The 18,174-nt window shown below is 33.0% G+C and carries 18 protein-coding genes; 10 read left to right on the top strand and 8 right to left on the bottom strand.

The annotated features are described in order from the left end of the window. Window positions 1–7 precede the first annotated feature (7 nt). Genes dprA through trmFO form a run of 3 tightly spaced genes read left to right on the top strand, consistent with a single transcriptional unit; the run spans window position 8 to window position 4,760 of the window. Entirely contained in the window at window positions 8–1,276 is a 1,269-nt protein-coding gene (gene dprA, locus B9O19_RS01735) for a DNA-processing protein DprA (protein WP_102364824.1), read from the top strand. 12 nt (window positions 1,277–1,288) lie between these two features. Further along, on the top strand, window positions 1,289–3,424 hold the full coding sequence (gene topA, locus B9O19_RS01730) for a type I DNA topoisomerase (RefSeq protein WP_102364823.1): 2,136 nt from the start codon (window positions 1,289–1,291) through the stop codon (window positions 3,422–3,424). Between the two features lie 25 nt (window positions 3,425–3,449). Then, window positions 3,450–4,760: a methylenetetrahydrofolate--tRNA-(uracil(54)-C(5))-methyltransferase (FADH(2)-oxidizing) TrmFO gene (gene trmFO, locus B9O19_RS01725; protein ID WP_102366579.1), complete on the top strand. Its 1,311-nt coding sequence runs from the start codon at window positions 3,450–3,452 to the stop codon at window positions 4,758–4,760. A 314-nt stretch (window positions 4,761–5,074) separates the two neighbouring features. On the opposite strand, the gene B9O19_RS01720 is transcribed toward trmFO, so the two are convergent. Both B9O19_RS01720 and B9O19_RS01715 read right to left on the bottom strand, forming a co-directional pair. Next, the gene (locus B9O19_RS01720; RefSeq protein WP_102364822.1) at window positions 5,075–5,566 is read right to left on the bottom strand and encodes a GNAT family N-acetyltransferase; all 492 of its coding nucleotides are present in this window, start codon (window positions 5,564–5,566) and stop codon (window positions 5,075–5,077) included. A 21-nt stretch (window positions 5,567–5,587) separates the two neighbouring features. Continuing rightward, window positions 5,588–6,085: an AAA family ATPase gene (locus tag B9O19_RS01715; protein ID WP_102364821.1), complete on the bottom strand. Its 498-nt coding sequence runs from the start codon at window positions 6,083–6,085 to the stop codon at window positions 5,588–5,590. 313 nt (window positions 6,086–6,398) lie between these two features. On the opposite strand from B9O19_RS01715, the gene B9O19_RS01710 reads away from it, so the two are divergent. From B9O19_RS01710 to B9O19_RS01690, 5 genes are all read left to right on the top strand, one after another. After that, window positions 6,399–7,067 (top strand): class I SAM-dependent methyltransferase, encoded by a 669-nt coding sequence (locus B9O19_RS01710; RefSeq protein ID WP_158648883.1) that lies wholly within the window; start codon window positions 6,399–6,401, stop codon window positions 7,065–7,067. 22 nt (window positions 7,068–7,089) lie between these two features. After that, window positions 7,090–7,911 carry a DNA-formamidopyrimidine glycosylase family protein gene (locus B9O19_RS01705; protein WP_102364819.1) on the top strand — a complete coding sequence of 274 codons (822 nt, stop codon included), beginning with the start codon at window positions 7,090–7,092 and terminating at the stop codon, window positions 7,909–7,911. Window positions 7,912–8,062: 151 nt separating this feature from the next. Continuing rightward, window positions 8,063–8,458, top strand: coding sequence for an RNHCP domain-containing protein (locus B9O19_RS01700; protein ID WP_245862972.1), 396 nt, complete (start codon window positions 8,063–8,065; stop codon window positions 8,456–8,458). Between the two features lie 26 nt (window positions 8,459–8,484). After that, window positions 8,485–9,210, top strand: a complete 726-nt coding sequence (locus tag B9O19_RS01695) for an ABC transporter ATP-binding protein (RefSeq protein ID WP_102364817.1) — start codon at window positions 8,485–8,487, stop codon at window positions 9,208–9,210. Next, window positions 9,194–10,780, top strand: a complete 1,587-nt coding sequence (locus B9O19_RS01690; RefSeq protein ID WP_102364816.1) for a hypothetical protein — start codon at window positions 9,194–9,196, stop codon at window positions 10,778–10,780. The genes B9O19_RS01695 and B9O19_RS01690 overlap by 17 nt, the downstream gene beginning before the upstream one ends. 936 nt (window positions 10,781–11,716) lie before the next feature. On the opposite strand, the gene B9O19_RS01685 is transcribed toward B9O19_RS01690, so the two are convergent. The 6 genes from B9O19_RS01685 to B9O19_RS01660 form a co-directional block, all read right to left on the bottom strand. Further along, on the bottom strand, window positions 11,717–12,676 hold the full coding sequence (locus B9O19_RS01685) for an alpha/beta hydrolase (protein WP_102364815.1): 960 nt from the start codon (window positions 12,674–12,676) through the stop codon (window positions 11,717–11,719). A gap of 112 nt (window positions 12,677–12,788) precedes the next feature. After that, the gene (locus tag B9O19_RS01680) at window positions 12,789–13,406 is read right to left on the bottom strand and encodes a tyrosine-protein phosphatase (protein ID WP_102364814.1); all 618 of its coding nucleotides are present in this window, start codon (window positions 13,404–13,406) and stop codon (window positions 12,789–12,791) included. 217 nt (window positions 13,407–13,623) lie between these two features. Next, complete coding sequence (locus tag B9O19_RS01675) at window positions 13,624–14,253, bottom strand: NAD(P)-dependent oxidoreductase (RefSeq protein WP_102364813.1); 630 nt, start codon at window positions 14,251–14,253, stop codon at window positions 13,624–13,626. Window positions 14,254–14,397: 144 nt separating this feature from the next. Continuing rightward, a complete protein-coding gene (locus B9O19_RS01670) occupies window positions 14,398–15,252 on the bottom strand; it encodes an SIR2 family NAD-dependent protein deacylase (RefSeq protein ID WP_172620947.1) in 855 nt (284 codons plus the stop codon). Next, a complete protein-coding gene (locus tag B9O19_RS01665) occupies window positions 15,218–15,994 on the bottom strand; it encodes a protein-ADP-ribose hydrolase (protein WP_102364811.1) in 777 nt (258 codons plus the stop codon). Before B9O19_RS01665 ends, B9O19_RS01670 begins: the two co-directional genes overlap by 35 nt. A 4-nt stretch (window positions 15,995–15,998) precedes the next feature. Next, window positions 15,999–16,619: a 4Fe-4S dicluster domain-containing protein gene (locus tag B9O19_RS01660; RefSeq protein ID WP_102364810.1), complete on the bottom strand. Its 621-nt coding sequence runs from the start codon at window positions 16,617–16,619 to the stop codon at window positions 15,999–16,001. 210 nt (window positions 16,620–16,829) lie between these two features. Here B9O19_RS01660 and B9O19_RS01655 point away from each other — a divergent pair, with 210 nt between their 5' ends. After that, window positions 16,830–17,150 carry a winged helix-turn-helix transcriptional regulator gene (locus B9O19_RS01655; protein ID WP_102364809.1) on the top strand — a complete coding sequence of 107 codons (321 nt, stop codon included), beginning with the start codon at window positions 16,830–16,832 and terminating at the stop codon, window positions 17,148–17,150. A 51-nt stretch (window positions 17,151–17,201) separates the two neighbouring features. After that, entirely contained in the window at window positions 17,202–17,876 is a 675-nt protein-coding gene (locus B9O19_RS01650; RefSeq protein ID WP_102364808.1) for an HAD family hydrolase, read from the top strand. Window positions 17,877–18,174: the final 298 nt, after the last annotated feature.

Raw genomic sequence — 18,174 nt, 5'->3', positions numbered from 1 at the left:
TGTTTTTATGGATGAGTCAAAAATATTAAAGTGTATATGGCTAAATTGCGTCTGTGAACATTCTCCTAAGTTGATACATGATTGCGTATCTCATATCGGAACAGCGGAAGAAATTTATAATGGAAATTTTGATGAAAGAAAACTTAAAAATATTTTGGGTTATAGATTTTCAGAATGTAAAAAGAAGGATTTGAAATCTGCTGAAGAAATTTATGGTTATTGTAATAGAAATAATATTAGAATAATACATATATCCGAACCTGATTATCCAATACTGTTAAAGAATACTGATGTTCCTCCTCAGATTTTGTATATGAAGGGCGATAATCTCAATCTAAATGATTATTTAACGCTTTCAGTTGTCGGAACAAGGCGCTGTAATAAAGATAGCGTTAAATTTACTAAAAAGTTATGTTTTAATTTGGCAAGAGAAGGAATAATAGTTGTTAGCGGAATGGCAATTGGACTTGACGCGGCTGCTCATTCCGGAGCTCTTGAAGCCGGACAAAAAACAATTGCAGTATTAGCAGGAGGAGTAGATACAATTTATCCTCCGCAGAATGAAAATTTATATTATGAAATATTAAATAATGGAATTATTATTTCTGAACGTCCGCCTGAGGATTTGGGCGGAGCTGAATATTATCAGGAAAGAAATAGAATTATATCGGGATTGTCTTATGGAACTGTTATTGTTGAAGGGCATATAAGAAGCGGTACCTCAATAACTGCAAATTATGCACAGGAATATGACAGAGATGTATTTGCAGTTCCCGGACGTCCTACAGATTACAATTCTTATGTGCCCAATTCGCTTTTGAAAGTTGGAGCAATAGTCACTACTTCAGCTGAGGATATATTATCAGAATATAATGACAGATTTGCTGATTTAATGGATAATGGCTTAGATTGTATTGGCAGTGCTGTTCGGTTAAACAACCTGGATGGCACAGATGAATATGAATATGAGATAACCAAAATCGAGAAAGAGAAAACAAAAAAAGAGAATAGAAATCAAATTCAGATAGGTTCAGTTATAAAAGGAAAACAGCCCGCCGTTATTGAGCCGTATAAAAAACCGGACTTTAAAGACTTTGATAACTCAGAACAGCGGATTTTAGAATATTTATATAAGTGTATCGAACCGGCGCATATTGATGAGATTATGAGAAACACAGGTATGAGGTCATCTGAGGTAAGCAGTACAATACTTATACTTCAAATGAAAGGCGCCGTGTCACAGCACGCCGGAAATCTTTATTCACTTAGTATATAACGGAGGAAAATTATGGCGGAAAAGAGAAAAACTTCTACAAAAAAAACCAAGTCTTCTGAAAAAAAGAAGAAGCTGGTTATAGTTGAGTCTCCAACAAAAGTTGACAGTGTTAAAAAGTATTTGGGAAGTTCATATAATATAGAGGCAACAATGGGACATTTGCGCGACTTGCCAAAGAGCCAGCTCGGAGTTGATATAGATAATGACTTTGAACCTAGATATATAACTATAAGAGGCAAGGGAGATTTAATAGCAAAATTAAAGAAAAAGGCTAAATCAGCCGAAAAAGTTTATCTTGCAACTGACCCTGACCGAGAGGGAGAAGCCATTTCATGGCATTTGGCAAATATTTTGGATATTGACCCTAAGAGTCCGTGCAGAATAACTTTTAATGAAGTTACAAAGGATGCGGTTAAAGAAGCGGTTAAAGAAGCCAGAGGTATAGATATGGATTTGGTGGACGCTCAACAGACGCGCCGTGTACTTGACAGAATCGTAGGATATCAAATAAGTCCCCTGCTTTGGAAAAAAATAAAAAAAGGTTTAAGCGCCGGACGCGTGCAATCGGTTGTAACTAGAATGATTGTTGACCGCGAACGTGAGATTGACGCATTTGAACCAACAGAATATTGGTCAATAGACGCTAAACTTACAAATGTTAGTGGAAAACTGCCGTTTATTGCAAGGTTTTATGGCTCTAGGGATGGTAAAAAGATTCCGTTGGAAAATGGTGAGGACACTGATAAAATTGTAAAAGAACTCAAAACTTCCGACTATGCTGTGTCCAAAATAATAAAAAAGGAAACAAAGCGTCGTCCTTCGCCTCCTTTTACCACCAGTACTATGCAGCAGGAAGCTTCAAGAAAGCTGAATTTTACGGCCAGAAGAACTATGATGGCGGCACAGCAGCTTTACGAGATGGGCTTTATAACTTATATGAGAACTGACTCTTTAAGAATCGCCACAGTGGCTCAAAATGAGGCGCGTTCTTATATTTCACAAAAGTTTGGTGATAAATTTATTCCGTCTGCGCCAAGACAGTATAAGGCTAAAAAATCTGCACAGGACGCACATGAAGCAATACGTCCTACTTATGCGGCTAATTCTCCTGAAAAATATAAAGATACATTTAAACCTGACCAGTTTAAACTTTATAGATTGATTTGGCAGCGTTTTATGGCAAGTCAGATGTCTGACGCAATAATGGATACAGTCAGCGCTGAAATAACCACTGATAAGTATATGTTAAAAGCCAGCGGAAGCACTGTTAAATTTGCCGGTTTTACTACTCTGTATGTTGAAGGCAAGGATACTGAAGAGGAAAAAGCAAAAAAACTGCCGGTATTGACAGAAGGGCAGGAATTAAAACTTTCTGAACTTAAGCCGGAACAACATTTCACCCAGCCGCCGCCTCGATATACGGAGGCGTCTATTGTAAAAGCAATGGAGGAAGAAGGCATTGGTCGTCCGAGTACTTATGCTCCAACAATTGCTACGATTACTGCTAGAGGTTATGTTGCTAGGGAAAAAAAGACGCTGTTTCCGACAGAACTTGGATATATAGTGACTGATTTGATGAAAGAAAATTTTAAGGATATAGTTAATACTAAATTTACGGCTAATATGGAAGACAAAATAGAGGATGTCGCCGACGGCTCTACCAACTGGAAAGAAGTTATAAGAGATTTTTATGATCCGTTTGAAAAGACTCTTAAAGAAGCAGAAGAAAAAATAGGCGATATTGAGTTAAAAGATGAGGAATCTGACGTAGTATGCGAGAAGTGCGGCAGAAAAATGGTGTATAAGCAAGGTAAGTTTGGGAAATTTTTAGCATGTCCCGGTTTTCCTGAATGTAGAAATACTAAGGCGATAACTGTTGAACTTGGAGTTCCGTGTCCCAAATGCGGCGGTAAGGTTTTGATACGCAAGTCTAAAAAGGGGGCGACATTTTATGCTTGTGAGCATTCGCCCGAGTGTGATTTTATTTCCTGGGATGAACCTAGTGATGAAAAATGTCCCAAATGCGGAAGCATACTTATGAAAAAACATGCATTCAGAAAAAACGGACCTTTGAGCTTTGTATGTTATAATGAGGACTGTGACTATGTCAGAAAGCCGGAGTCTAAAAAAAAGAAATCTGAGAAATAAAAAATATGTCAGTTTGAGGTTTGATATGAAATTAAAAGTAATCGGAGCCGGGTTAGCCGGTTGTGAAGCCGCATGGCAGGCAGCTAATTTAGGAATAGACGTTGAGCTTTATGAGATGAAGCCTAAAAAATATTCTCCTGCTCATAAAAATAGTAATTTTGCTGAGTTGGTGTGCAGTAACTCTTTGCGTGCTGATGGAATATATAATGCTGTTGGTCTTTTAAAAGAAGAAATGCGTAAATTAAATTCACTTATTATGGTGTGTGCGGATGAAACTAAAGTTCCTGCAGGAGGTGCGTTGGCTGTGGACAGGGAGGGATTCTCTGCCGCAGTTACAAAGAAGATTAAGGAAAATCCAAAGATAACAATTATTGAAAAAGAAGTTGATAAACTGAACCCGGATGAATATACGATTGTAGCGGCAGGTCCTTTAGTGTCAGAGGTTTTGGCTGAAGAAATTCACAGATTTATTGGTCAGGAGTATCTGCATTTTTATGACGCTGCCGCGCCAATAGTCAGCTATGAAAGTATAGATATGTCTAAAGCCTTTAAAGCTGCAAGATATGATAAGGGCGGCGCTGATTATATTAATTGTCCTATGACTAAAGAAGAATATATAAAATTTTATAATGCTTTGATTTCCGCTGAGACTGCAGAGGTTCATGAGAACGTAGAAAATCCAAAGGTTTTTGAGGGGTGTATGCCTATCGAGGTTATGGCAAAACGCGGAGAGGATACAATGCGTTTCGGACCGCTAAAGCCTGTGGGACTGAAAAATCCGCATTGTGAGGATAAGCCTTATGCCGTTGTGCAGCTTAGACAGGATAATGCGGCGCATAGTATGTTTAATATAGTTGGATTTCAAACTCATTTAAAGTTTGGTGAACAAAAACGCGTCTTTAGTATGATTCCGGGACTTGAAAATGCTGAATTTGTCCGGTACGGAGTTATGCATAGAAATACTTATATAAACTCGCCTTGTGCGCTTGATAAGTTTTATTCAATGAGAGAGAATGAAAAAATGTTTTTTGCGGGTCAGATAACAGGTGTAGAAGGATATGTTGAATCAGCTGCAAGCGGATTGCTTGCAGGTATTTATGCCGCAAAGAGAATAATGGGCAAAGATTTAAAACCATTTTCAGCTGATACTGCGATTGGTGCATTGTCAAACTATGTGTCTAACAGCAGTATAACAAATTTTCAGCCTATGAATATTAATTATGGAATAATATCAGATTTGGGAGTAAGGGTGAAAGATAAAAAGAAAAAAGCTGAAATGGTAGCTGAAAGGTCTTTTAATGAAATTGATTCTATGATAAATAATGAAGATTTGTAAAATCAATTAAAAATAGGTTATTTGTAAAGTGAACGCTTTCTTAAAAACAAGAAAGCGTTTTTTGTTTGGCTCATATAATATCCGTTTAAAAGACAGCCATGCGCGTGGACCGCTGTCTGAGAAAGTAACGGGGTCAAACTTCATGACTAATTTGAGCAAGTATGTCTTTTATTTTTATATAGGTTGTGCAATATTGCAGTCTACCGGTTATCTATAATAATCTTTGTTGGTTTGAAGCTTTTTAGAAAAGCCGATTTATTTAGTATAGTATAAAAAGCTTTCTTAACAAATGAAGATTCACTTTACAATAATTATTATAGTGATATGTAGTGAGGGATTATATCTTCATAGGTGCCATTTGGCAGAAGAAAACCATTAGGTATAATTCCAAGCTGAATAAATCCTAATTTTTTATATAATTTCAGAGCGGCAGTATTTGATTTTACCACCGCGTTAAATTGTAATATTTTAAAGCCTAATTTTCTTGCTTGCTCTATGCAGTGTTTTACTAATATTTCACCAACACCATATCCTCTGACAGATGAACTTACTGCAAAGCTGGCATTACTTATATGACCGCATCTTCCAACATTATTTGGGTGAAGTATATATAACCCTACTATTATATTTGATTCAGAATCTTTTGCAACACCGCAAAAGCTCTGTTCATCAAAAAAATTGGCAGCGGATACTTCTGTTAATTCTTCAATTTGCGGAAATGCGTTACCATCTCTAACGACCTCATTCCATATATTTTTCATTTCATTAATATCTTTTTTTTCATATTTGTTTACTATTATTTTCATTTACTTGTTTTCTCCTTTTATCTAGTAATTATTTCGTATTAAGTTTGCGGCTTGTTCAGGTGAAACGTCGGTTACATCAAGCAAATCTGTATTTAATTTATAAAAAAGAGGAAGATACTCAATGCTTCTAAAAATCACATCCGTGTTTCTTATTCCGGCGGCAACATCAGACATTAATCTATCATATAACGTTTGACGTTCACAGACTAAAGAAATTAAATGCAGCTTGACTTCAGATAAATCAAGAGTTTCTAAGATACTATTTATAATTTCTTGCTTGTGCATAACCCAGCAGAAAATAATATTATCATAGCACGAACATTTTAAAAAGTTGTTAAGCATATAACATATATTTTTCATTACCATACTTTTTGTCTCATTATTTATCTGAAATGGGTTCATATCCCAACACCAGTCTCCATCTAAAAATACTGAGTTTGGGAGCTTGTTTTTTAAAAATTTACAAGTTGAAGTTTTACCAATTCCCATAGTTCCGCCAATCATATAAAAATTTTTCATATTATATCCTCCAATGACTTATTGGATAATAAATCGATATCACTTAATTGGTATGCGGTATAAAAAATATTATACAACAAATTTTTTTCTATTTCAATATTAACGTTTGCTGATATATAAAATTTATATAAATTGTGTTTATTATATGTTGACTTTACTATGTTAATGAAGTACAATAAGTAAAATTATCGACATAATTGTTTTTATGTCTTGTTTTATAAACAAGTATATTTTTTATAAGCAAATAGCTTTTTATATTCTGAATAAAATGAGATGTTATAAAACGAATTTTAGAATTTGTGAGGTTAAATCTATGCCGACTTACAACGCTGCGTTTGATGCGTTTGAATATAATGATAAAGTAGAAAAAACAGTACCATACTATAATGAGTTTTTTAAACAGATTATTGATATTGTTGATGTATTAGAATTTAAAGATATAGATTGGCTTGATATTGGATGCGGCACCGGGAAAATGGCTGAAGCAGCTTATAATTATTTTAATATTAATGAATTCGCATTTTGTGATGTTTCTGAAGAAATGTTAAATATAACAAGAGAAAGATTTAAAAATAAAAATAATAGGTTTTTTCTGATGTCTGCTGAAGAAATTGAATTTTGTGATAAATATGATATTGTTACTTCAATTATGGTTAATCATTATTTTAACAAAACTGTCAGGGAACGTGTAATCCTAAACTGTTATAAAGCATTAAAAAAAGGAGGAGTATTATTTTCTTTTGAAAATTTTGCTCCGAATACCGGTTTTGGTAAATCAATGCAGCTTAAAAGGTGGAAAAAATATCAAATTAATAATGGAAAGAGCGAGAATGAGGCTGAAAGTCACATTAACCGTTATGGAGTAAATTATTATCCGATAACTATTTCAAGTCAGCTTGACATATTAAAGAAGTGCGGTTTCAATAAATATGAAACTATATGGATATCAGGTATGCAAGCAGGATTTATGGGTATAAAGTGAATTTATAAAGGGAGTGGATAATGTGTTGGAATTACCGGAAGTTTTGTCAAGAGTACGTGAGTTAAATGAAAACATAGTTGGTAAAATGGTTAAATCAGTTATACCTCCGTCTTCACCTCACAAATTTTGCTGGTTTAATGGCGAAGTTGAATCATATAATGATATTTTAACAGGAAAAAAAGTAATTGCTGTAAATAATGTTGGAATATTTGTTGAAATAGTTTTTTCTGATGAAAAAAGATTATGTTATAACGATGGTGTAAATCTGCGTTTGCTTACTCCAGGTGAAAAGCGTCCATCAAAATATCAATTGATTATTGATTTTGAAGACGGATGTGCTTTGATTTTTACAGTAGCAATGTATGGTGGAATCATATGTCATAACGGAGATTATGATAATGATTATTATATAAGCGGCAAGAAGAGTATTTCAATTATTGGTGATGAATTTAGTTATCAGTATTTTAAAAATATACTTAGTTCGGTGAAACCGTCGCTGAGTTTAAAAGCCTTTTTGGCGACAGAACAAAGATTTGTTGGTCTAGGTAATGGAGTACTGCAGGACATATTATTTGAAGCTCGTTTAAGACCAAGACACAAAATCTCTGAATTGAGTGAAGAAGATATAAAAAACATTTTTAACTCAATAAAATCTGTTTTGCTGGATATGACTGAACATGGCGGTCGTGATACGGAAAAAGATATTTTTGGAAGTCCTGGAAGATATAAAACAAAGCTTTCAAAAAACACCTATAAAAATGGCTGCTCTATATGCGGAAGTGAGATAACTAAAGAATCATATTTAGGCGGGACAGTTTATTACTGTCCTAAATGTCAAATATAGTGTGAATCAAAAAATTATAATGTTTTTAATAAGGAGAAATTTATGTATAAATATGGTAAATTGGAGATTGCAGCAAGCCGGGAGGTTTGCATAAAATAAATCTCTGCATAACCTCCCGAAGTTATTGAAGTAACTTTTAGGAGGAATTAATTTGAATAGAAAAAATAATAAAAGAAGTTTTACTTGTAAGAACTGTGATAAGTTAGTACCGATTGACGGATGCGGAACAAGAAACCGTAATCACTGTCCTAAATGTTTGATGAGTATACATTTAGATAACATTCCCGGAGATAGAAAAGCTAACTGTGGGGGAATAATGGAACCTATCAGTGTATGGGCACGAGAAAATGGAGAATGGGCAATTATACATAGATGTCGAATTTGTGGAAAAATAAGTTCAAATAGAATTGCAGCTGATGATAATATAGTGAAATTGTTGTCTATTGCTGTTAAACCTTTGTCATTGCCGCCGTTTCCGCTGGAATATTTTGAAGAACTGGTTATGTCTGAAAATATAAATATAGAAATAGACAGTAAGTTGGATTAGGTCAACTTTAAATAAGGAGAAAAGTCATGTTAAGAATTAACAATTTAAGCAAAACTTATAAAGGCGGAAAAAAGGCGGTGTCTAATTTAAATATAGAAATCAGTTCCGGCGATATTTATGGATTTATAGGACATAACGGAGCAGGTAAGACCACTACAATAAAGTGTGTGGTTGGTATACATGATTTTGATGAAGGTGAGATATTAATTGACGGAGTTTCAGTAAAAGAAAATCCTATACGGTGTAAAGCTGAGATCGCGTATATACCTGATAATCCTGATATATATGAATATTTAACCGGGATTCAGTATCTTAATTTTATTGCTGATGTTTTTAAAGTTCCGGCAGAAGTTCGGGAAGAAAGAATACGCGAATATTCTGAGATTTTTGAGATAACCGGGTCGCTGGGCGATTTGGTTTCATCATATTCTCATGGTATGAAACAAAAGTTAGCTATTATATCTGCATTAGTTCACCAGCCAAAACTATTGATATTGGATGAACCTTTTGTGGGACTTGATCCAAAAGCCAGTATTGCTTTAAAAGAAATTATGCATAATATTTGTAATGAAGGAGGATCAATCTTCTTTTCAACTCACGTATTGGATGTTGCTGAAAAGTTATGTAATAAGATAGCAATAATAAAAAATGGTGAACTTGTAGTATCAGGTAATATGAATGAGTTTGTTAAAGACGGCGAGACACTTGAGTCAGTATTTATGGAGGTAGTCAGTGATGGTTCGTCAAATTAAAAAACTGGTTCAAATTCAGTTGACAAATTTTTGGAAGATAAATGAAATTCGCTTTGGCAAAGACAAGCAAAAGAAAAAACGTATAATATATTTAATGCTTCTTCGTATATTCCTTGGCATTATGTTTATCTTCTATGTCAGTTTATTTTCATATACGTATATACAGATGGGGATGGCTGATGTCGTTCCCGTAATACTAACGGCGACAACAAGTTTGTTAATATTATTTTTCGGTATAGTATCATCAGGCAATGTTATATTCCAAAAAAACAGCTATGAGGTTTTATGTTCATTGCCGATTTCTAAAATTGATGTAGTTATAAGCCGATTTTTTAATATGTATTTTGATAACCTGTTGATATCTTTTGTAGTAATGGGAACAGGGACTGTTGTCTATGGAATAAGCTTAGGTCTTGGGTTTGGATTTTATTTGACCAGTTTGGTTGGAATAATTTTTCTGCCGTTTCTCCCAATGGCTGTTGCTACATTATTGGGAGCGGCAGTAACGGCGATCGCTTCTAAGATGAAATATAAAGGACCAGTTACCGCTGTTTTATCTATATTGTTTGCTTCTGTGATAATTATATTCAGCATGCAGTCTAATAATATGGAGAATGTTTCATCTGAGACGCTTCAAAATTTGTCACAGGTCATTATTGAACAGATTAATAATATTTATCCGCCGGCAATTTGGCTTGGGGAAGCGATGACATCGGGAAGTATATTATTTTTACTGACTTTTATTATCGTTTCGGTTGCGGTATTTTTAGTTATGGCTGTTATTGTGTCTTTGAATTTTCAAAAGATATGCAGTACACTATACTCAACAACGGCAAAGCATAATTATAAAATTCATAAATTAAAAACTAATTCAACATTAAAAGCTCTTTATTTCAGAGAATTAAGGCGCTACTTTTCATCAGGCGTCTATATATCCAATACTGTAATGGGAGCTGTAATGATGACTTTGGCCTCAGTTGCAATTTTGGTTATGGGAATAGACAAAGTTGAAGCGTTGATTCCTATACCTGGAATGGTAAGAAAAGCTCTTCCGTTTGTAATAGGATATATGCCCGCTTTGATGCCGACCACTTCAGTATCAATTTCTTTAGAGGGTAAGGAATGGTGGATTATAAAATGTCTGCCCGTAAAAGCAAAGACTGTTTTTGATAGTAAAATAATGGTTAACTTTTCAGTTATAGCGCCATTTTATATACTTTCAGAAATATTTTTAATGATTGCTGTAAAACCGTCAATACTTGAAGCTGTTTGGCTTATACTAGTACCAGCGGCATTGATTATATTTACAACAGTATTTGGTATTTTTTCAAATCTGATGTTTCCGGTATTTGATTGGGAAAATGAGGCTGCAGTTGTAAAGCAGAGTACTACGTCTATGATCTCAGTATTTATGAGTATGGTTATAGTACTTATTTTTGCATTACCGGTATTTCTGATTTCCAGCGTACCGTCAGATGTGATTTTAGCTCTTGTGTGCTTGATCCTGTTATTTATATCGTTTGTATTGTATAGAAAAAATAATAGAACTGATTTAAAGTTAATAGTATAATTATGAAGATATAAAGTTAATATACATACTATATCTGAATTGTTGCAAGCTTTATATAAATGGATCTTTTAAATGATAATTTTTAACCTAGTATGTATTTTAAGAAATGAAGCTGCAGACATTTTGTTACTTGTATGGTTAAATAAAATAATTTATGGCAATAACGTACGGAATATGTTAAAATATTTTATTCGGTAGAAATGTCAGTTTATTTTTAAAACATATAAGATAAAAGCAGCTAACTCTATAGAACTTTAATTTTGGAAAATGATGATTTTTGCAAATCTTCAACTTGAAGCAGGATTTTAGCTGGCTTGTGACGCATCTGTTAGAGATGCTGAATACAGTGATATTGGTTCTTCAGACAGCGATTGATAACATATCATGATGTAAACTAAACAAGAGGCACAAAAGCATTTTGCACGGTTATACAAATGATTGGTATTAACAGATTTAAAGCAAGCTGATATACTTGGAAATACAAACAAAATAAATGTCAGTGAAGTTAATTTTGATATTATAAAAGCATGTTTATGGGATTCGTTTAAAAAGTTACGCTGATTTTTGGAGTCAAATAGTTCTAATATTTTAATACTAACTGAAATGAAAAGTATAAGTTTTAAAATATATTTTTCTATAATTAAATATTATAAGAATTCAGGTGTGCATAAAACAGCACACCTGAATTTGTCGTATAGTTAAAATCATCAGTTATTATTTTTCAGTTTTCGAGGCGCATTTATTTTGATTGCAGTTTATATTTTAGTTATGATATATAATTATTATAATATCTGTTATGAGAAAAACATTTATTAAAATGATTATATGCAGATGAAAATTATTGAAATAAACAATATTGATTTATATTATATTTTTCATAGTAATCTAATATTTTATTAGACAAATTTTTGTATATACTGAATTGTGTATTAAATTTTATTCGGCATTTTTCTTTTTTATCCACTCGGTCGAGAGATCCATAGCTGCGCGGCATGCTTTAGTTTGGTCTAAAGCATTAAGCATAACAAAATCATGAATAATTGCCTGAAATCTTACTGCAGTTACATCTACACCGGCTTTTCTAAGACGTCGCGCATAAGATTCTCCATCATCTCGCAGAACGTCTGCCTCACCGTTTAAAATCATCGCTGGCGGTAAATTCTTTAATTCATTAAGCGAACTCTTAAGAGGAGAGGCAGTAATTTGTGTTCTTTCTAAAAGATTGCTTGTATATTGGTTCCAAAACCACATCATTCCTGCTCGATATAGATAATAATTTACAGCAAAGGCGCAGTAAGAGTCTGTTGAAAAGCATGCGTTGGTAACAGGATAGTATAAAAGCTGTTTATTTATATATGGTCCGTTTCGATATTTTGCCATTATAGTCATTACCGTTGCCATATTACCGCCGACGCTGTCGCCCGCCACAGTGAGTTTACTTAAATCAGCTGAAATACTTTCTTGTTTCAGCAGTTCGGGAATACAGCATAAGGCTTCATAACATTGTTCGATAGCAGTAGGATACTTAACTTCAGGGGAAAGACTATATTCAGGAAAGACTAGAATTGAATTGGTTCTTGCTGCAAGTTCCCGAACCAGCTTTTCATGTGTATGAAAACTACCAAATACCCATCCAGCCCCATGTATATAGTAGATAACGCTTGGGATTCCCTGTAAGTTGCTTGGAATAACAAAATATATTTTAAAAGTTCCCCAGTTATCAGATTCAAATTGTAGTCTTTTAATTTCCGCCGGATATTTGTATACTGGGCTGTCTTGCATTTTTTCCAGCACTTCACGGCCTTTTTCAGGCGGAAGCTGAAATATAAGAGGCGGCTTTGAGGCTTCGTTGCATACTTTTTCAGCTTGTGGTTCAAGTGGTACTAAACGTTTCATATATCATTCTCCTTTATGCAGTTTAATATAAGCATTAAATCTTCATTGAATAATATATGATTTTATTTCTAATAAGTTTACAAAAGTTATATTATTGAAGTTGTAATGATGATTAAATTATATTATTAAGATTTACATTATCCAAAAATGATTCTATAAATTCTCTTTTAGGATATATAATATCAGTATTAATATCGGGGAATTCTTTAGAATATTTCTCAAATATAACTTTGATATTATCTAAAGATTTCATATAATCATCTATGATACTGTTTCGGCTTTCTTTGTATATCAGCATTAATATAGCTGAAACAACGCCTGTTCGGTCTTTGCCTGCGCTGCAAAAATATAAAACATTTGTTTTAGCATTTAAAATTGTATTGATTATATTTTTCATATTTTTGTCAGCCATCAAAATATACGATTTTGATACATCAGCAACAGTTTTAGGAACTATACCATTAATATTATCTATATCAACTAAACCGTCTATTGTAACGGGTTTGTGAAGGTATATAAATCTGTTGTCAATTTCAAGAGGGACAGATTCATGCTCGTGTTCCCAATCAGAGCGCAAATCAATGATTGTTGTAAAATTATTTTTATATAACCAATCTATTTCGTCTTTGCTGATATTATTAGGGACATCACTGCGAATATATCTGTGGTAAGGAATATTATCTCCGTTGAGAAACCTGCTGTTAAAAGTTGACTTAAATAAACTTGACATTTTATCACTCCTCTGAATTTAGTATATATGAGTTTATTTAAAATGTCAATTTTATAGTTTTGTTTTAAAATATAATGTTTTGTATAAAACAAACATTATATTATAATCAATATTTAATCTTAAAAAGCCAATTATAAGTTAACAGAGTAATGACAGTCAAACAGTCAAAGTCTGGCGCACTAGTCAAGCTGCCGTTATATATATTAAAGACAAAATATTATGCTCTAACAACACTTATGCGCTCATTTATGTGATTACCATTTATTATTTCATCAACAAGTGCGGCAGCATAATCGGCGTAACTTATTATACTTTCACCGTTTGAATTTAATGTTAGCTCTTCACCGCCTAATATGTATTTTCCGCATTTCTCACCATCTGCCCTGAAATCACCGGCTGGACTAATATATGTCCAGCGCACGTCATCTCGCGAACGAAGTTCTTCTAACGCTTTTCCCATATTAGATGCAAGAGGTTTAAACATATCAGGAAAATCCGGAGTATCCATCAGCTGCAATGTGTGTTCAGGATTAACATATAAACTTCCGGCGCCGCCGACTACTATTAATCTCTTGTTAGTCCCTGATAAAAGATCGCATAGCTTTTTTAATGATGTACTATGTTGCGTCAGGCTTTCTGGATTCCATGTTCCAAAAGCGTCTACTACTGTATCAAAACTATCTAAATCCGATTTCTTAAGATCAAAAAGATCTTTAATGATTGTGTGCTCAGCCAGTGATTTATTTTCTCCTCTAACTATGGCTGTTACGTCAAGTCCTCTTTTCATTGCTTCCTTTACAACTAATTTTCCAACTTTTCCATTTGCGCATACTACTGCGATTTTCATAAATTACAATCCTTTCTATTTTAATATTTAGTTTTAAAACCGGTTTCATTATATTGCCATAAATGTATTTTGTAAAGTAAACACTTTTTTGTGCTGTAGTTACCTAATAGTAACTATTACTGGTATAACGTAAATGTTGTATTTCTAACAGTGTTTTAAGTCTAAAATTACTTTGCGTATATCTGAATTTATACAAATGGACTGTTTTTTTATTTCGTTAGGATATATGTAATTTTTTAAATTTACGCATGCGTATACAGCATTTGGGTTTTCATATGTCATATTCCAAAATGTATATTTGATAATAACAGGAGTATTTTCACCTATGCCAAGCTCAAAGAATAATACTTTCATATTTTTATGACGGCGAATGAAATTTGAATATCTTTCTGCTGCAATATGCCATCCATCATCTTCAACAAATCTATTATCAGACCTCAAATTCATCGTCATTGGCTTCCCGCATTTTGGGCAATAAGGGATTAAATCTGTTGGTATGCGCATATTTTTCTGTTCTTTCATCATTTGTTTTATTATATCTTCATTATTATAAGTTTTATTATGACAAGGCACCGAGCATTGAAATAATCCATAATCACCTTGCGTATAAAACAATCTGTGTTTATCAAATCCTGATTTTTGAAATTGATGGTCAACATTAGTAGTGATGACGAAATAGTCTTTTTCTTTAATAAGCTCAAGCAAATCGGTATACACGGTTGATTTTGCAGGCTCATAACGGTTGATGTAAACATATCTGCTCCAATATGCCCAATATTCTTCGGGTGATTTATAAGGATAAAATCCACCGTAATACATGTCTGTAAAACCATATTTATTCTTAAAGTCTGAAAAATATTTATCAAACCGCTCGCCGGAATAAGTAAAACCGGCAGATGTTGAAAGCCCAGCGCCGGCGCCAATAATAACAGCGTCAGAAATGTCTAAAACATTTTTTAAACGTTCAATTTGTTTGAAGTAATTTTCGGTAGATTTCATAGTCTTTGTCCTTAAAAACATTAAAAATCACCCTTTCTATGTTTGAATATTGAATGAATTCGGATACGGTTTTTACTGCAATTTCAGCAGCCCTTTGATTTGGAAAGTGATATTCACCTGTGGAAATGCAACAAAAAGCTATTGATTTGAGATTGTTTTTCTCTGCAGCATTGAGACAGGATTGATAGCATAATTTAAGGAGTAAACAGTCATTCTGTGTCAACTTTGAATTAATAATAGGGCCTACAGTGTGTATGATATAATCAGACGGCAGGTTATATGCCTGAGTTATTTCCGCACTGCCGGTTCCGGCAAAAGAATTTTTAGACTTCATAATTTTATCGCATGCTAATCTGAGCTGTATTCCAGCATATGTATGTATAGCGTTATCAATACATTCATGACATGGAACAAAACAACCAAGCAATCTGTTATTTGCCGCGCTTACTATTGCATCGCATCTTAATGTTGTAATATCTCCTTGCCACAAATAAATCTTTTCTTTTATCGGAGTCAGGTCATTCACATTAGTAATTCCTTTTTTAATAATTTCCTGTGATAAATATTGATTTTGAACCAATAAAAATTCCTGACTAATATCAGAAGGTGGTCTGACGTTCATAAGTGAACGCAAAAGCTGTTTTTTGTCTTCTAAGCTTTCAGGTATATTTATATTTGAATATTCAGGTTGTTCGTTTAATAAATAATTTATCAAGTATTTTAAACGTTCTTCTTGAGCCATTTTATCATCTTCTTTCTATAGCGCTAGCTGGACAGATATCAAAGCAATTTCCACAGTGAAGACAATTTTCTTGTCTTATATAAGCTGACTTTTCATTTATATTAATGCAGCTTTGCGGGCATACACTGAGACATTGAAAGCAGTGTATACATTTATCGTTAATAAAATAACCATTCCAAGTAAGTTCAGCGTCTCCAAAAGAAAAGGTGTATCGTTCTATAGGACGTTTGGATAAATTAAAATACTCACCAGTACCTTTATAAATTTGAAATACGGTTAGTGCTGCTCTGCTTTCAATAGTAGGATATATGGTGTTCATGTAAGGATTTTTTTCAAATACTTCATTCAATAGTTCAGCTCCAATATCTTTGACATTACCTCGGACAGAGACTGCGATAGAGGAAATCGTACTGTTTCCTTTGAAACCTGTCAGAGAGACATATTTATTATCAATCAATTGTTCATAAAAATTTTTTCCTCTTGCAGTAATAAAATATATACTATTTTCGTCGCAAAGCATTATATCTGTCACTCGTGTTTCGGGACGCCCGAATTCGTTTATTGTAGCAAAAACAACAGAATGTATATCGTCTTGTAAAAGTTTAAATACAGAGGTTATATCCATATGATTGCCTCCTTTATAACTTAATCATAATACTTACACTAATATTTGTAAAGTAAGCACTTTTTTGTTTTATAGTTTCTTTATGGTAACTATAGAACAATTAAATAGTGAAGTTGACAAACTGAAAATTTGTGTTTATAATGTATTATAGATTACTTATTGATGTATAGTTTCAAATATATACTATTATGCTGAGAGGAATGAAATAATATGAAAAGAGAACTGCCGGCATGTCCGGTTGAAACGACTTTGATGTTAATATCAGACCGATGGAAGGTGCTTATAATCAGAGATTTGATGGATGGAACCAAACGGTTTGGTGAGTTAAAAAAGTCTATTGGGAGTATTTCTCAGAAGGTGCTGACTTCTAATTTGCGTTCAATGGAAGAGTCGGGGCTATTAACTAGAAAAGTGTATGCTGAAGTTCCTCCCAGGGTTGAATATACTTTGACTGAGACAGGCTATAGCTTGAAGCCAATATTAGATTCTATGGTTGAATGGGGGAAAGCCTACCAAAAGGCAAATCAATAGTTCACATAATAAAATATTTTGGGTCTTTTTATATTTTGGAGGAATTAAAAAATGAAAAATTATGACGTAGTGTTGTTTGATTTAGACGGCACTTTAACCGATCCCGGCGAAGGTATAACAAATTCTGTGATTTATTCGCTTAAAAAATATAATATTCAAATAAAGGATAGATCAGAATTATATAAGTTTATTGGTCCGCCGCTTCATGAATCTTATGAAAAATATTTTGGATTTTCTAAAGAAGAAGCTAAAAAAGCTGTAGAGTATTATAGGGAATATTATAAGGATACGGGTATTTTTGAAAACAAATTATATGATGGTATAAAAGAGTTATTGTGTGATTTACAGAACAGTGGTATTTGTCTTGGAGTTGCAACTTCAAAACCAAAAGTATTTGCGGAAAGAATATTAAAATATTTTGACATTGCTCAATATTTTTCATTTATAGCCGGAGCCAATTTGGACGGCAGCAAAACTAAAAAAGAAGAAGTTATATCAGACGCATTAGATTTGTGTGGTGTTGAAAACAGGTCTTTAATTGTTATGGTCGGAGACAGAAAATATGATATATTAGGAGCAAAAAAATTTGATATTGATTCAATTGGAGTATTGTTTGGATATGGGTCAAAAGAAGAACTGGAAAATTCCGGAGCAACTTATATTGCAGAAAAAGTAAGAGATATTTTTTCAATTGTAACACGTGACCCAATAATAGTAGATAAATAAGAAAATTATTATATAAATTTATATTTAGTAAGATATAATTTGGCTAGATATTTAATAAAAATAAATCTAAAAATTGCAATACCTTATATCCATTTTTATACTATTTAAATTCTTTATTAAACAAAGACCTTACATTTAGTATTATTAAATAAACTTTATCGATAATTGTTTTCGATACTCTCTAATCAGAGTGACAACTATTTTAGTTTTTATTAATTTGCATTTTATACTTTGAAAATTTAAAATATAAATTTTTTAAAAAAACTCTTGACAAATAAAAATCTTTGAGTTATTATAT

The sequence above is a fragment of the Monoglobus pectinilyticus genome, from assembly GCF_002874775.1.
Classification (GTDB): domain Bacteria; phylum Bacillota; class Clostridia; order Monoglobales; family Monoglobaceae; genus Monoglobus; species Monoglobus pectinilyticus.
This window is presented reverse-complemented; position numbering and strand designations above follow the sequence as displayed.

Bases quoted from the DNA above. Each gene is read 5' to 3' on its own strand.
- dprA (WP_102364824.1), top strand. From the start codon at position 8: ATGGATGAGTCAAAAATATTAAAGTGTATATGGCTAAATTGCGTCTGT.
- topA (WP_102364823.1), top strand. From the start codon at position 1,289: ATGGCGGAAAAGAGAAAAACTTCTACAAAAAAAACCAAGTCTTCTGAA.
- trmFO (WP_102366579.1), top strand. From the start codon at position 3,450: ATGAAATTAAAAGTAATCGGAGCCGGGTTAGCCGGTTGTGAAGCCGCA.
- B9O19_RS01720 (WP_102364822.1), bottom strand. From the start codon at position 5,566: ATGAAAATAATAGTAAACAAATATGAAAAAAAAGATATTAATGAAATG.
- B9O19_RS01715 (WP_102364821.1), bottom strand. From the start codon at position 6,085: ATGAAAAATTTTTATATGATTGGCGGAACTATGGGAATTGGTAAAACT.
- B9O19_RS01710 (WP_158648883.1), top strand. From the start codon at position 6,399: ATGCCGACTTACAACGCTGCGTTTGATGCGTTTGAATATAATGATAAA.
- B9O19_RS01695 (WP_102364817.1), top strand. From the start codon at position 8,485: ATGTTAAGAATTAACAATTTAAGCAAAACTTATAAAGGCGGAAAAAAG.
- B9O19_RS01690 (WP_102364816.1), top strand. From the start codon at position 9,194: ATGGTTCGTCAAATTAAAAAACTGGTTCAAATTCAGTTGACAAATTTT.
- B9O19_RS01685 (WP_102364815.1), bottom strand. From the start codon at position 12,676: ATGAAACGTTTAGTACCACTTGAACCACAAGCTGAAAAAGTATGCAAC.
- B9O19_RS01680 (WP_102364814.1), bottom strand. From the start codon at position 13,406: ATGTCAAGTTTATTTAAGTCAACTTTTAACAGCAGGTTTCTCAACGGA.
- B9O19_RS01675 (WP_102364813.1), bottom strand. From the start codon at position 14,253: ATGAAAATCGCAGTAGTATGCGCAAATGGAAAAGTTGGAAAATTAGTT.
- B9O19_RS01670 (WP_172620947.1), bottom strand. From the start codon at position 15,252: ATGAAATCTACCGAAAATTACTTCAAACAAATTGAACGTTTAAAAAAT.
- B9O19_RS01665 (WP_102364811.1), bottom strand. From the start codon at position 15,994: ATGGCTCAAGAAGAACGTTTAAAATACTTGATAAATTATTTATTAAAC.
- B9O19_RS01660 (WP_102364810.1), bottom strand. From the start codon at position 16,619: ATGGATATAACCTCTGTATTTAAACTTTTACAAGACGATATACATTCT.
- B9O19_RS01655 (WP_102364809.1), top strand. From the start codon at position 16,830: ATGAAAAGAGAACTGCCGGCATGTCCGGTTGAAACGACTTTGATGTTA.
- B9O19_RS01650 (WP_102364808.1), top strand. From the start codon at position 17,202: ATGAAAAATTATGACGTAGTGTTGTTTGATTTAGACGGCACTTTAACC.